At 45.3% G+C, this 12,752-nt stretch carries 14 protein-coding genes; 7 read left to right on the top strand and 7 right to left on the bottom strand.

What is annotated here, in order from left to right:
* The 4 genes from ACH10T_RS08150 to purE all read right to left on the bottom strand — a co-directional run.
* Window positions 1–477 (bottom strand): alpha/beta fold hydrolase (locus ACH10T_RS08150; protein WP_394808807.1); only part of this gene is annotated, 477 nt, incomplete at its 3' end.
* Between the two features lie 388 nt (window positions 478–865).
* Window positions 866–1,756, bottom strand: coding sequence for a phosphoribosylaminoimidazolesuccinocarboxamide synthase (locus ACH10T_RS08145; protein ID WP_394808806.1), 891 nt, complete (start codon window positions 1,754–1,756; stop codon window positions 866–868).
* Window positions 1,757–1,767: 11 nt separating this feature from the next.
* Complete coding sequence (locus tag ACH10T_RS08140) at window positions 1,768–2,901, bottom strand: 5-(carboxyamino)imidazole ribonucleotide synthase (protein WP_394808805.1); 1,134 nt, start codon at window positions 2,899–2,901, stop codon at window positions 1,768–1,770.
* On the bottom strand, window positions 2,901–3,389 hold the full coding sequence (purE, locus tag ACH10T_RS08135; protein ID WP_394808804.1) for a 5-(carboxyamino)imidazole ribonucleotide mutase: 489 nt from the start codon (window positions 3,387–3,389) through the stop codon (window positions 2,901–2,903). Before purE ends, ACH10T_RS08140 begins: the two co-directional genes overlap by 1 nt.
* Window positions 3,390–3,634: 245 nt before the next feature.
* Between purE and ACH10T_RS08130 the strand changes: the two genes are divergently transcribed.
* The 6 genes from ACH10T_RS08130 to ACH10T_RS08105 all read left to right on the top strand — a co-directional run bounded on the left by ACH10T_RS08130 (window position 3,635) and on the right by ACH10T_RS08105 (window position 8,059).
* A complete protein-coding gene (locus tag ACH10T_RS08130) occupies window positions 3,635–4,066 on the top strand; it encodes a biopolymer transporter ExbD (RefSeq protein ID WP_304905699.1) in 432 nt (143 codons plus the stop codon).
* 75 nt (window positions 4,067–4,141) lie between these two features.
* Complete coding sequence (locus ACH10T_RS08125) at window positions 4,142–4,783, top strand: superoxide dismutase (RefSeq protein WP_394808803.1); 642 nt, start codon at window positions 4,142–4,144, stop codon at window positions 4,781–4,783.
* 11 nt (window positions 4,784–4,794) lie between these two features.
* Window positions 4,795–5,439 carry an ATP phosphoribosyltransferase gene (gene hisG / locus ACH10T_RS08120; RefSeq protein WP_394808802.1) on the top strand — a complete coding sequence of 215 codons (645 nt, stop codon included), beginning with the start codon at window positions 4,795–4,797 and terminating at the stop codon, window positions 5,437–5,439.
* A 42-nt stretch (window positions 5,440–5,481) separates the two neighbouring features.
* The gene (hisD, locus tag ACH10T_RS08115) at window positions 5,482–6,786 is read left to right on the top strand and encodes a histidinol dehydrogenase (protein ID WP_394808801.1); all 1,305 of its coding nucleotides are present in this window, start codon (window positions 5,482–5,484) and stop codon (window positions 6,784–6,786) included.
* A gap of 49 nt (window positions 6,787–6,835) precedes the next feature.
* Entirely contained in the window at window positions 6,836–7,660 is an 825-nt protein-coding gene (locus tag ACH10T_RS08110; protein ID WP_394808800.1) for a TrmH family RNA methyltransferase, read from the top strand.
* Window positions 7,661–7,711: 51 nt separating this feature from the next.
* Window positions 7,712–8,059, top strand: coding sequence for a hypothetical protein (locus ACH10T_RS08105; RefSeq protein ID WP_394808799.1), 348 nt, complete (start codon window positions 7,712–7,714; stop codon window positions 8,057–8,059).
* 4 nt (window positions 8,060–8,063) lie between these two features.
* On the opposite strand, the gene uvrB is transcribed toward ACH10T_RS08105, so the two are convergent.
* On the bottom strand, window positions 8,064–10,094 hold the full coding sequence (gene uvrB / locus ACH10T_RS08100) for an excinuclease ABC subunit UvrB (protein WP_394808808.1): 2,031 nt from the start codon (window positions 10,092–10,094) through the stop codon (window positions 8,064–8,066).
* 79 nt (window positions 10,095–10,173) lie between these two features.
* On the opposite strand from uvrB, the gene ACH10T_RS08095 reads away from it, so the two are divergent.
* Window positions 10,174–11,367, top strand: a complete 1,194-nt coding sequence (locus tag ACH10T_RS08095; RefSeq protein ID WP_394808798.1) for a pyridoxal phosphate-dependent aminotransferase — start codon at window positions 10,174–10,176, stop codon at window positions 11,365–11,367.
* A 29-nt stretch (window positions 11,368–11,396) separates the two neighbouring features.
* Here ACH10T_RS08095 and flhC read toward each other — a convergent pair whose 3' ends face one another.
* Both flhC and flhD read right to left on the bottom strand, forming a co-directional pair.
* On the bottom strand, window positions 11,397–11,936 hold the full coding sequence (gene flhC / locus ACH10T_RS08090; protein ID WP_394808797.1) for a flagellar transcriptional regulator FlhC: 540 nt from the start codon (window positions 11,934–11,936) through the stop codon (window positions 11,397–11,399).
* A gap of 29 nt (window positions 11,937–11,965) precedes the next feature.
* Window positions 11,966–12,283, bottom strand: coding sequence for a flagellar transcriptional regulator FlhD (gene flhD / locus ACH10T_RS08085; protein ID WP_394808796.1), 318 nt, complete (start codon window positions 12,281–12,283; stop codon window positions 11,966–11,968).
* Between the last annotated feature and the right edge of the window lie 469 nt (window positions 12,284–12,752).

The following is a 12,752-nucleotide window of genomic DNA, read 5'->3' as shown; positions in this document are numbered from 1 at the left end:
AGCCAGATAGTTAGCCCAACCTATATAGTTCTGATCCATCAGGGATAACAGACCCTCTAGATCTTCGCGCTCAAAGCCTCCTAGGTAATCAGGTGGGTAATTCAAATAACAGGGAGAAGGACCGAGTAGTACCAAGCGATCAAATAGTTCTGGCCGTGCAATAGAAGCCAACAAACCTACGCTACAACTTACCGAATGTCCTACAAACGTCACCCCTTTGCTCAAACCTAGCGCGTCACAAACATCCAAAACATCCTGTGCATAGCCATTTAGGTTGGAATATCGCTTCGCATCGAACGATGCTAGATCGGACTTGCCACTGCCAACATAATCAAACAGCACTTGGCGATGGGTAGACTCAAAGTAGGGCGTGACCTGATTCCACATAGTCTGGTTGCAACCAAAGCCATGGGCATATAGCAGCACTGGGCCATTATTGGCCTGTACATGAACATTATTACGATTAAGAATACTCAAGTGATTCTCCAATAACAACATTAATTAAGGCTATGTCATCGTTAATTGTTGGTCGCTGTAAATAAACACAAATTATCATTTATAAACAAGTCATTCGCCAAAAAACCAATAATTGATATTTTACTACAAATTCATTGGGTTACATCACCACCACTAACTAACGATGACATAGCCTTAATTAAACATATTTTCCGTCTTAATATGTTTCTAGGTGGCCTGGAAATACAAGCTGATGCCTATGTTTTTACAGGCTAAGATAAGGAATCATAGGGCCAGGGCCAGATCCATAATCAAGAATCTTATTCTTACCCATGATGATACCAACTGTTATTGGTTGTGCCTTTGCTTTAATGAAGATCTTGATAGTCATTTTCGTTCGCCTAGAAGTTTATCGTGTCAACAATCTCAATGCTTCTTGGTATTTTTCCATCGTCACCCGCAAAATCTCTTCCGGCAATTCCGGCGCTGGCGCTTTTTTATTCCAATCCTGCTTTTCCAGCCAATCACGCACGAACTGTTTATCAAAACTAGGTGGATTCTGCCCTGCCCTATACTGATCGGCTGGCCAAAAGCGAGATGAATCCGGGGTCAGCACTTCATCGATCAGATACAGTTCACCGGCATCATCCAACCCAAATTCAAACTTGGTATCGGCGATGATGATGCCGCGTTGCGCGGCGTAATCGGCGGCTTCGGTGTAGAGCCGGATGGCTTTTTCGCTGACTTTGGCGGTCAGTGCTTTGCCTAATTGGGCTTCCACTTCCGTTAATGGAATGTTTTCGTCGTGCGTACCAGCTGCCGCTTTGGTCGAGGGGGTGAAAATGGCACCTCCCGGTAGCTTCTCGGCCAATTTCAACCCCGCGGGCAGTTGAATCCCGCAAATTGCGCCGGTTTTTTGGTAATCCTTCCATCCTGATCCAACCACATAGCCGCGCACAATTGCTTCGATCGGCAAGGGTCTCAAGCGCCGAATGACAAATGCGCGCCCTTCCACTTGTTCACGCTCATCCTCGGCCACGATCGATTCCGGCAAAATACTGGTCAAGTGATTGGGGAGGATGTGCGCCAATTTTTTAAACCAGAAATCGGATAGTGCCGTCAGCAGCTTTCCTTTCCCCGGCACCGCAGTCGGTAAAATCACGTCAAACGCCGATAAGCGATCGGTTTGAATGATCAGCAACTTATCATCATCGACGGCATAGATATCCCTGACTTTGCCGCGATGCAATAACGGCAGGCTTTTGATACTGGTTTCAAATAATGCAGAGGGTTGCGTCATGGCTTTTGGATTTAATGGTGTTCAAGTTGTTTTTTAATGGCGGTGGCTTGTTGTAACGCCGTGTCGGTGTCCGTGTTTAACACGGTGTAGTGCCCCATTTTACGGCCTGGGCGCGCTTCGGTTTTGCCGTACAAATGCAATTTGGCCGATGGGTTTTGCAAAACCGGATTCCAGTCGGGTTCGCCATTTTGCCACAGATCGCCCAGCAAATTGACCATCACGGCGGCGCTATGTTGCGTGGTTGAACCTAACGGCAAGCCGCACAGGGTGCGCACTTGCTGTTCAAATTGCGAGGTGATGCAGGCGTTGATCGAATAATGTCCGCTGTTATGCGGGCGAGGCGCGATTTCATTGATCAATAATTCATCGTTCTGTAATACAAAAAACTCGACACACAGCACGCCCTGGTAATTCAGTTTTTCCGCAATATTACAAGCAATGGTTTGGGCTTGTTCAGCCAATTCCTGTGAAATTCTGGCCGGCACGATACTGATATCGAGAATGCCGTTGACGTGCTGATTCTCGGATACCGGAAAAGTTCGGATTTCTCCCTCCTTACCTCGCGCCACGACAACCGACAGCTCGCTTTTCAGTGGCATGAATTTTTCCAGCACGCAAACCGGGTGATTCAATTGCGCATAGGCGGCTAGCAATTCCGTTTCATCCGCAGCGGATTTCTGGCCTTTGCCATCGTAACCGAACTGACTGACTTTCAGGATACCGGGAAGCAAATCTGCGACATCCTGAGTGGCAAAGTCATCCTGCTGCTGTATGACTGCAAACGGCGCAATGGCAAAACCATTGGTACCCAAAAATTGTTTTTCTGCAATCCTGTTTTGTGCTATCGAAACACTGTATGCATCCGGACTGACGACACAGGATTTAGCCAGCTTTCGTAGCGAGTTCGCTGGGATATTTTCAAATTCGGTGGTAATGGCAACACATTGGCTACTGAGTTTTTCCAGCGCCGATTGATCGGCATAATCGGCACAGATAAAATCATCCGCGGTGCGTCCGGCAGGACTATCCGGCAATGGATCCAATACCGTCACCCGGTATCCCATTTGCTGCGCCGCCATCACAAACATGCGTCCAAGCTGCCCGCCTCCAAGCACACCCAGCATGGCTCCAGGCATGATGCGCATTATTTCGGCAACTCTGCGTTAAGAACAGATTCGGTTTGTTTCCGCCGGTATTCGTCCAGTTGCGCACTCAATTCACTGTTATTCACCGCCAGCAATTCAACAGCAAATAATCCCGCGTTGGCCGCACCCGCTTCGCCGATGGCAAAGGTAGCGACGGGCACGCCTTTGGGCATTTGCACAATCGAGAGCAGTGAATCCAGGCCTTGTAAATGTTTGGAATTAACCGGAACACCCAGAACCGGTAGCGTGGTTTTTGCGGCAATCATACCGGGCAGGTGTGCAGCACCGCCCGCTCCGGCAATAATGCATCTGATCCCGCGAGCTCTAGCTTCTTCGGCAAATTGAAACATCAAATCCGGTGTGCGATGCGCTGAGACTACTTTGGCCTCATACGTGATATGAAATTCATCTAACATGGCGACTGCGTGCTGCATCACATCCCAATCGCTTTTACTGCCCATCACGACGCTTATTAATGGTTTAATCATTTGGCATTAGTCGGCTAAAAATTTGAGAATAACTATTGAAAAGATCCTGCACGAGCAAGCTATAAAAACACGGCTGGCTATTTTATAAGTCTGTGCAATAATTGTGTCATTATTTCGATAGCTTTAATAAAAAATACAATTGGTATTATACTAATCTGATTTAGTAATGCGTCTACTCATTGAATGAAATATTGCTGTAATGCGTTTCGCCATTTAGATTATCCTTAAACACGGCCTGTACCGGAATGAATTTTCAACGCGGAAAACAAAATAACGACCCAGAAATCAATCTGATACCGATGATTGATGTATTACTGGTGATACTGATATTTTTGGTTGTCACGACCACTTATTCAAAATTTGCTGAGCTTGAAATCAGTTTACCCGAAACCAATGCGGAGAAAGTCGACAAAAATATCGACAAACCCAATAGCATTGATATTACTGTCAACGCACTAGGAGACTATACAATCAATCTTGTGCCGATTAAGTTTTCCAGTATCGAAAGCTTGCGCGATGCATTACTCTCCGCGGCCAAGAATCAACCGGATCCGTTTATTATTATCAATGCGGATGCCAAAGCAACGCATCAATCTGTCATCACAGTTATGGAAGCTGCCCGGCTGGCAGGTTACAATAAAATCACATTCACCACGGAAACAAATAATGCTCACTGAGGATTATTCCCAATCATGATTGAATTAATTAAAAGTTATTACAATAAACTCACTTTTCATTCTAAGGAGACCCCTATGTCCACAGTCAATCTCGATAATTTTTCCAAAGCCGCTCAATCCGGTTCGCAATATGTGCTGGCACCCCTTCCGTATGCGAATAATGCATTGGAGCCGGTGATCACCGCCAATACGCTTAGCTTTCACTATGGCAAACATCACAAGACTTATGTCGATAACTTGAACAATCTTCTGGCAAACAGCGATCTGGCAGGACAATCGCTGGAGCAGATCATTAAGGCAACCGCCGGGCAAGCTGATAAGGCTGCAATTTTTAATAATGCCGCGCAAGTCTGGAATCATATGTTCTATTGGCATAGCCTGAAGCCCAACGGCGGCGGCGAGCCATCCGCTGCGCTTAAACAAAAAATTGAAGCGTCGTTTGGCAACTTGGATGCGTGCAAAAAAGATTTGGCTCAAGCAGCATTGACACAATTTGGAAGTGGTTGGGCATGGCTGGTGTTGGATGGAGACAAGGTTGCTATCGCCAAAACCGGCAACGCTGAAACACCACTCACTAAAAATGTCCGCCCATTATTGACCATTGATGTGTGGGAACACGCTTATTATCTGGATTACCAAAATCGCCGCGCCGACTATGTGAATACGGTATTGGATAAATTGATCAATTGGGATTTTGCCGCAGCTAATCTTGGATAATTTCCTGATTTATGACTGATATTACAATCGCCCTGTCAAAAGGGCGAATTTTTGAGGACACGGCACCGTTGTTAAAAGCGGCGGGAATTGTAGCGCTGGATGATCCGGAATCATCGCGCAAATTGATTCTCTCCACCAATCGCGCCAATGTCCGCTTGATTATTGTGCGCGCATCGGATGTACCGACTTATGTGCAATATGGTGCCGCGGATCTTGGCATTGCTGGAAAAGATGTGTTGCACGAGCATGGCGGTTCCGGTCTTTATCAGCCGCTGGATTTAAATATCGCGCGCTGCAGGATGATGGTGGCCGTGCCTGAAGGCTTTGATTATGAATCTGCCGTGCAGCAAGGCGCGCGATTGCGCATTGCAACCAAATATGTGCAGACCGCTCGTGAACACTTCGCTGGCAAAGGCGTCCACGTCGATCTGATCAAATTGTATGGATCAATGGAATTGGCTCCACTCGTTGGTTTGGCTGATGCAATCGTTGATTTGGTTTCAAGTGGCAACACACTAAAAGCAAATAATCTTATAGCTGTCGAAGAAATCATGCCAATCTCGGCAAGATTGATTGTTAATCAAGCTGCGCTGAAGCTAAAGAGGAATATTATTCAACCCGTGTTGGATGCATTTTCTGAAGCCGTTAAGCAATAAAATCTGCCGGCAATCGAATTCACCAGAAATTTAATTTATACCATGATCCGAATTAAACGATTCAATTCAACCGATCCTGATTTCGATTCCAATCTTGAGAAATTATTGGCTTTTGAGAATGCCCAAGATGATGCGGTCGATATCACAGTAGCCAAGATTCTTGCGGATATCAGAAGCCGCAAAGATGCTGCCTTGATCGAATACACCAACCGTTTTGACCGGCTTTCCGTAACATCCGGTAAGGATCTCGAGCTGACGCAGGAAAATTTGCGTCATTCCTTGGAAACTTTACCGTCAATCCAGCGTAATGCATTGGAACAAGCTGCCGAACGCGTTCGAAGCTACCATGAGAAGCAGCAATTGAATTCATGGCAATACACGGATTCAGACGGTACGCTGTTAGGTCAAAAAATAACCCCGCTGGATCGCGTAGGTCTTTATGTACCGGGCGGCAAAGCTTCCTACCCGTCGTCCGTTTTGATGAATGCCATCCCCGCGAAGGTGGCCGGTGTGAAGGAGCTGATCATGGTTGTTCCCACACCGGGCGGGGAAAGAAATGATATGGTTCTGGCAGCGGCTGCAATCAGTCAGGTTGACCGGGTTTTTACCATCGGCGGCGCACAAGCTGTCGGTGCACTGGCGTATGGCACTGAAACGATCCCGCAAGTTGATAAGATCGTGGGTCCCGGGAATGCTTATGTCGCTGCCGCCAAGCGCCGGGTATTCGGCATCGTCGGCATTGATATGGTAGCCGGCCCTTCTGAAATTTTGGTTATTTGTGATGGCAAAACAGATCCCGACTGGATTGCCATGGATTTATTCTCACAGGCAGAACACGATGAACTGGCGCAAGCAATTTTATTATCTCCCGATGCAGAATTTCTCGATCGGGTGATGCACAGTATTGGCCGCCTGTTATCCGGAATGCCGCGCAAAGATGTCATTCGCGCTTCACTGGAAGATCGTGGCGCTTTGATTCAGGTGCAAAACCTGGATGAAGCTTGTGCAATCGCCAACAAAATTGCACCTGAGCACTTGGAATTATCTGTCGATCAGCCGGAAATCTGGGTGGACAAAATCCGCCATGCCGGCGCTATTTTCCTCGGCCGAAATGCGTGTGAAGCGCTTGGAGATTATTGCGCCGGTCCTAACCATGTTTTACCCACATCACGGACAGCACGTTTTTCTTCCCCATTGGGCGTGTACGACTTCCAGAAGCGCAGCAGCCTCATCCAGGTCTCTCAGCAGGGTGCTGCAAAGCTTGGAGAAATTGCTTCTGTTTTAGCGCATGGAGAAGGATTACAGGCGCATGCCATGTCAGCGGAGTATCGCTATAAAAATCGATAAGCCGGGGATGACCATCGTAATCACTTCTCGATAGCTTCGGGATTTAATCATGCCGGTTATTACTTCACGCGAGCATCCGCTCATTAAGCAATTGATCAAGTTGGAAGGATCATCACAGTATCGTAAAAGAACGGGGCTAACGTTGCTGGACGGGGTACATCTCATTCAGATCTATTGCTCGGTACTGGGCACACCGGAAAATCTGATTGTCGGTCAATCCTATTTTGAAGACATTGAGAACAAAGGTTTTCTAAATAGGCTTTTTGGCAATACGCGCCCTAAAATAACCATCGTGAGTAATGCCCTGCTTCGTGGAATATCTCCCGTCAAGACGCCGACAGGAATTCTTGCGCTCATCGCAATTCCTGAATTGAAGAAAGAAACCGATCATAGGAAAGAAATTTTCAGTGTTTTACTTGAGGCAATTCAAGATCCCGGGAATCTTGGCTCCATTTTACGTTCGGCAGCCGCCGCTAACGTCAGAGATGTTTACCTTTCAAAACAATGCACTGATGCCTGGTCGCCTAAAACACTCCGAGCGGCCATGGGAGCACATTTTTTTTTGCGCATTCATGAGAACTGTGACTTGCAGAAGGTTGTGCAGGAATTTTCCGGGACTGTCATTGCCACATCCATACAAGCCACAAAAACGCTTTTTGAGATTTCATTAGCTGGGCCGTCAGCATTTGTGTTCGGCAATGAAGGTGCGGGGTTATCTAAAGAAATGATACAAGCAGCCAACGAGAATATTTCTATCCCCATGCCCGGCAAAACCGAATCACTCAATGCTGCAGCTGCAGCTGCCATTTGTTTTTTTGAAAAGGTACGCCAGGATAGAGCAACAACAAAATTTTCCAATATTAGAACTAAATAATATAGCAGTGTATTATACTGCGTCGAACAACACCGTATTTTTGGAGCTTGCATGAAAATTTCATTTTTATCCCTTATCGCCCTGGTTGGATGTTTGCTATTGAATCCGGCCAATGTCATGGCGCTACACCATGAGCCTCAGAACAGTCAAGGATCCGCTGAAAAATTAGCTACTAACGAAGGGACGGTTATCTCTTTCGTCGACACAACCGGTTATACGTATATGGAATTAGAGAATGGCGGTAATAAGTTCTGGATTGCAGCGCCTACGACCAAGGTCAATAAAGGTGACCATATTCGTTTCGTTGAAAGTATGGTGATGACTAACTTCACCAGTAATACATTGAACCGCACCTTCAGTACAGTCATTTTTGTTTCTTCTACCGAAGTTAAGAAATAATTTATTAGGTAACATCGGTAAAGCCAATCAGCAATTTATTCTTGAGGCTTTTTAGTTCATCCCGATACGATGCTGCTTGCTCAAATTCGAGATTTTTTGCGGCATTCAGCATTTGCTTTTCAACCCGCTGAATTTCCTTGGCTAACTGATTTTCACTCATGGCATCATAGCGTGCCTGTACTTGCGCTGCTTTATGATTCTGCTGCGCGGACTCATAATTGTAAACACCGTCGATCAGATCTTTAATCCGCTTATGGACAGATCGCGGTGTTATATGATGTTGCAGATTATGTTGCGTTTGCTTATCACGCCGGCGTTTGGTTTCATCGATTGCAAAACGCATAGATTTGGTTATTCTGTCGCCATAAAGAATTGCCGTACCATTTATGTGACGTGCTGCCCGGCCAATGGTTTGAATCAATGATCTTTCCGAGCGCAGAAAGCCTTCTTTATCGGCATCCAGTATGGCGACCAATGAAACTTCCGGAATATCCAACCCTTCGCGCAATAAATTAATGCCAACCAGTACATCAAATTTACCCAGGCGCAAATCACGAATAATTTCGACACGCTCAACGGTATCGATATCCGAGTGTAGGTAACGCACTTTGATTTGATGATCAGAAAAATAATCCGTCAGATCCTCGGCCATGCGTTTCGTTAAGGTGGTGACTAAAACCCGTTCATTCTTTGCCGTCCGTAAGCTGACCTCAGACATCAAATCATCAACTTGTGTTGCCACTGGACGCACTTCAATCATCGGATCAACCAACCCTGTCGGCCGGACAACCTGTTCCACAACCTGACCGCTGTTTATTTTTTCATAATCAGCCGGTGTTGCCGATACAAAAACTGTCTGCGGCATCCTTCTTTCAAATTCCTCAAATTTTAAAGGACGATTATCCAGCGCAGATGGCAAGCGAAAACCATAATTCACCAGATTTTCTTTCCGCGAACGATCGCCTTTATACATTCCGCCCACCTGGGGCACGGTGACATGACTTTCATCAATGATCATCAGGGCATTACGCGGCAGATAATCGAGAAGCGTTGGAGGTGGCTCGCCCGGTTGCTTACCGGAAAGATGACGTGAATAATTTTCAATGCCTTTGCAAAAACCCAATTCATTCAGCATTTCCAGGTCAAATCGTGTGCGTTGCTCAAGACGTTGCGCCTCAACCAACCGATGCTCCTGATAAAAATAATCTAAACGCTCGCGTAACTCCACTTTTATTGTTTCAATTGCGCGCAGCGTAGTGCTCCGAGGCGTTACATAATGGCTGGAAGGATATACGGTATAGCGTGATAATTTTTGTAACATACGGCCCGTTAGGGGATCAAATAATGACATGCTATCGACTTCATCATCAAATAATGAAACACGCACAGCGGTTTCAGAGCTTTCAGCTGGAAAAATATCCACCACATCGCCCCTAACGCGAAACACACCGCGTTTGAACTCTAATTCATTACGGTCGTATTGCATTTCAGTCAGCCGTTTAATCATTTCACGTTGCGTGATTTTCTCGCCGCTGCGCAAATGCAAAATCATGCCATGATAATCAACGGGATCGCCGATACCGTAGATGCACGATACACTAGCGACGATGATTGCATCATCCCGCTCTAGCAATGATTTTGTGGCGGACAAACGCATTTGCTCAATATGCTCGTTAATACTCGAATCTTTTTCAATAAAAATATCGCGTGACGGCACATATGCCTCAGGTTGATAATAATCATAATACGAAACAAAGTACTCGATCGCATTTTCAGGGAAAAATTCGCGCATTTCAGCATATAGCTGTGCCGCCAGTGTTTTATTCGGCGCCATCACAATTGCCGGGCGACCGAGACGTGCAATCATGTTGGCAATCGTATAGGTTTTTCCTGAACCCGTAACACCCAGTAATGTTTGAGACGCAAGACCATCATGAATACCTTCGACCAGCTTCGTAATTGCCTCGGGTTGGTCGCCTGCTGGCTCAAATGATTGATGTAATTTGTACGGACTATTGGGGAAGGTTACGATCACAGGTATAATTCCAAAATTGAATTGTTTCTTCATGTCATTTTAACATGCCGGTCCACCTATTTTTGTGTGAGGATTTTTTGTGGAACTCTCTAATCGCGTTCAAACCATTAAGCCATCCCCTACCCTTGCTGTTACCGCTCGAGCTGCTAAATTAAAAGCTGAAGGCAGAGATATTATAGGATTAGGAGCAGGCGAACCTGATTTTGATACCCCACAGCATATCAAAAATGCTGCAATCGCTGCGATTAATAAGGGTTTGACCAAATATACCGCAGTCGGTGGAACACCCGGTTTAAAAAATGCCATTGTGGCGAAGTTTAAACGTGAAAATAATTTTGATTTTGAAGCCAAACAAATTTTAGTTTCATGCGGCGGAAAACAGAGTTTTTTTAATTTGGTATTGTCCGTGATCAATCCTGGTGATGAAGTGATTATCCCGGCGCCCTATTGGGTTTCCTATCCGGATATTGTTTTAATCGCGGAAGGCAAGCCGGTTTTTATTAATACCGGGATCGAACAGAATTTCAAAATTTCTGCAGCACAACTGGAAGCAGCGATTACTCCCAGAACGAAAATGTTTGTCATCAATAGCCCCAGCAATCCATCGGGAGCGGTTTATACGAGTGATGAACTCAAGGCTTTGGGTGAGGTTTTACGTAGACATCCACAAATTCTGATTGCTACTGACGACATGTATGAACATATTCTGTTATCGAATCAGAAGTTTATTAATATAGTCAATGCTTGCCCGGAATTATTTCCGCAAACGATGGTTCTGAATGGTGTATCCAAAGCTTATTCTATGACCGGGTGGAGAATCGGCTATTGTGGCGGACCTGCCCATATCATAACCGCGATGGAGAATATTCAGTCGCAAAGCACATCAAACCCCAGCTCGATCTCACAGGCGGCTGCTGAAGCCGCATTAAATGGTGATCAATCTTGCATGAGTCCAATGGTTGCTGCATTCAAAGAACGTAATATTTTTGTGACCGAGCAATTGAATCAGATCCGTGGCTTCCGCTGCTTATCTTCCGAAGGTGCATTCTATGCGTTTGCTGATGTTCGCCAATCAATCGAGGATCTCCATAAAAGAAACTTGATTGGTGCACAAAACGATATCGTGTTCAGCGAGTATCTCCTGGAAAATTCGGGTGTCGCTGTTGTTCCAGGCTCCGCTTTCGGGTGTGAAGGCTATATGCGTTTATCTTTCGCTACTTCATTGGAGAATCTGCAGCAAGCATTAAATCGTATTAAGAACTTGCTTAAGTGATCTGACTCGGCAGAAGAAACTACGCTTGCTTAATGTAGAGCGGCGGCAATAGCTGCCTTTTTTGTTTTCCCAGCTCGTGACGGAACATTGCACAGACCACAAACGTGATTTGAATGAATTTCCAACGTATGCACAACAAACTTGCCATGGCAGCTCACACAGGGTGCTATACACAATACCCCACTGTCAACAAAACGCACTAAAGTCCAGGCACGCGTCAAACTTAACACTTTCTCAAGTTCATTGACATTGATGTGCTCAATGTAGAGCTTGTAACTCTTAATCAGCGCATCTATGCCATCAATCCCAGCATTCGTTGTAACATAATTGTATATGTTAATAAATAATGAAGAATGCATATTGGGTTGCCAGCTCATGAACCAATCTTCTGAATACGGCAACATACCTTTAGGGGGAGATACGCCTCTAATTTCTTTATACAACTTAACCAGTCTTTCACGACTCAGATCAGTATTCATTTCCAGAACTTGTAAGCGCGCACCCAACTCGATTAATTCAGTGGCAAGCTGAATTTGCTTGGCCTCAGTTATAATACTTCGATTGCGCATAATATATTCCTTTCCCGTCGATTAATTTCTTAAGCTATAGCTTCCGCCGGCTTTCCTGCCATTAATATCGCTGCATGAGACTTAATAACAGCTTGCTCACGATTATCACTGGTTAACATTTCAGCAATTAGACGGTCATCAAAACGAAAACGGCAAAGTAACATGTTTGAAGCAGCCATTTTGATTAATTGTGCCGAACTTAAGTTATCCAAAATATTAGCGAGATCTTGGTTAATTCCCAAACGATAGATTGCCGATACCCTATCATCGCGCAACATTTGTTTAGCCAGCAACAAATAACTCAAATTGATGTCTCTGATTTCGTCAAGAATTTGATTTGTTTCCATTTCAACACCCCTTTAAATTAAAAAATGTCTCAATCAAAAATGCAAATGCGTAGGGGTAGATTTTCGATTATGCAGCATTGGAAGTAAATGGAAGTTCAGCCTAAACGAAGTTAGGTACTATTCCTATCGCAATGTAAGAATTTTACCTACACAGAAGAAGCGGAATTTTATTGGATTTGGAAGTTTCTTATGGGCTTGGAGACTAAGCCAATGTTCCGGTTTTGCCTTGCGCCAGAAAATGTAACATATCCCGAGCAATCATTGGTCTACTGAAAAGAGAAGTGGCCTCGCAAATTCGGACAGTCGGATAAGTGGTAATCTTGCTCACCCCAAGCCCTGCAATAGACGGCAAAAAAGGAGCGAGAGTATAGAAAAGGACGAGAAGGAATCACGCAGCGGGATTCAAAGCCAAGGTGGCAATATCTGCGATCAAGGGTGATAAGACACTAGCTGAGCTAGCTGAACAATT

The sequence above is a fragment of the Nitrosomonas sp. genome (assembly GCF_043753625.1).
Lineage (GTDB): Bacteria > Pseudomonadota > Gammaproteobacteria > Burkholderiales > Nitrosomonadaceae > Nitrosomonas.
Note: the sequence above shows the minus strand (reverse complement) of the source record. Positions and strands in the feature narration are given on the sequence as shown.

Excerpts from the sequence above, each read along its gene's own strand:
- ACH10T_RS08145 (WP_394808806.1), bottom strand. The coding sequence starts at position 1,756 with ATGACGCAACCCTCTGCATTATTTGAAACCAGTATCAAAAGCCTGCCG.
- ACH10T_RS08140 (WP_394808805.1), bottom strand. The coding sequence starts at position 2,901 with ATGCGCATCATGCCTGGAGCCATGCTGGGTGTGCTTGGAGGCGGGCAG.
- purE (WP_394808804.1), bottom strand. The coding sequence starts at position 3,389 with ATGATTAAACCATTAATAAGCGTCGTGATGGGCAGTAAAAGCGATTGG.
- ACH10T_RS08130 (WP_304905699.1), top strand. The coding sequence starts at position 3,635 with ATGAATTTTCAACGCGGAAAACAAAATAACGACCCAGAAATCAATCTG.
- ACH10T_RS08125 (WP_394808803.1), top strand. The coding sequence starts at position 4,142 with ATGTCCACAGTCAATCTCGATAATTTTTCCAAAGCCGCTCAATCCGGT.
- hisG (WP_394808802.1), top strand. The coding sequence starts at position 4,795 with ATGACTGATATTACAATCGCCCTGTCAAAAGGGCGAATTTTTGAGGAC.
- hisD (WP_394808801.1), top strand. The coding sequence starts at position 5,482 with ATGATCCGAATTAAACGATTCAATTCAACCGATCCTGATTTCGATTCC.
- ACH10T_RS08110 (WP_394808800.1), top strand. The coding sequence starts at position 6,836 with ATGCCGGTTATTACTTCACGCGAGCATCCGCTCATTAAGCAATTGATC.
- ACH10T_RS08105 (WP_394808799.1), top strand. The coding sequence starts at position 7,712 with ATGAAAATTTCATTTTTATCCCTTATCGCCCTGGTTGGATGTTTGCTA.
- flhC (WP_394808797.1), bottom strand. The coding sequence starts at position 11,936 with ATGCGCAATCGAAGTATTATAACTGAGGCCAAGCAAATTCAGCTTGCC.
- flhD (WP_394808796.1), bottom strand. The coding sequence starts at position 12,283 with ATGGAAACAAATCAAATTCTTGACGAAATCAGAGACATCAATTTGAGT.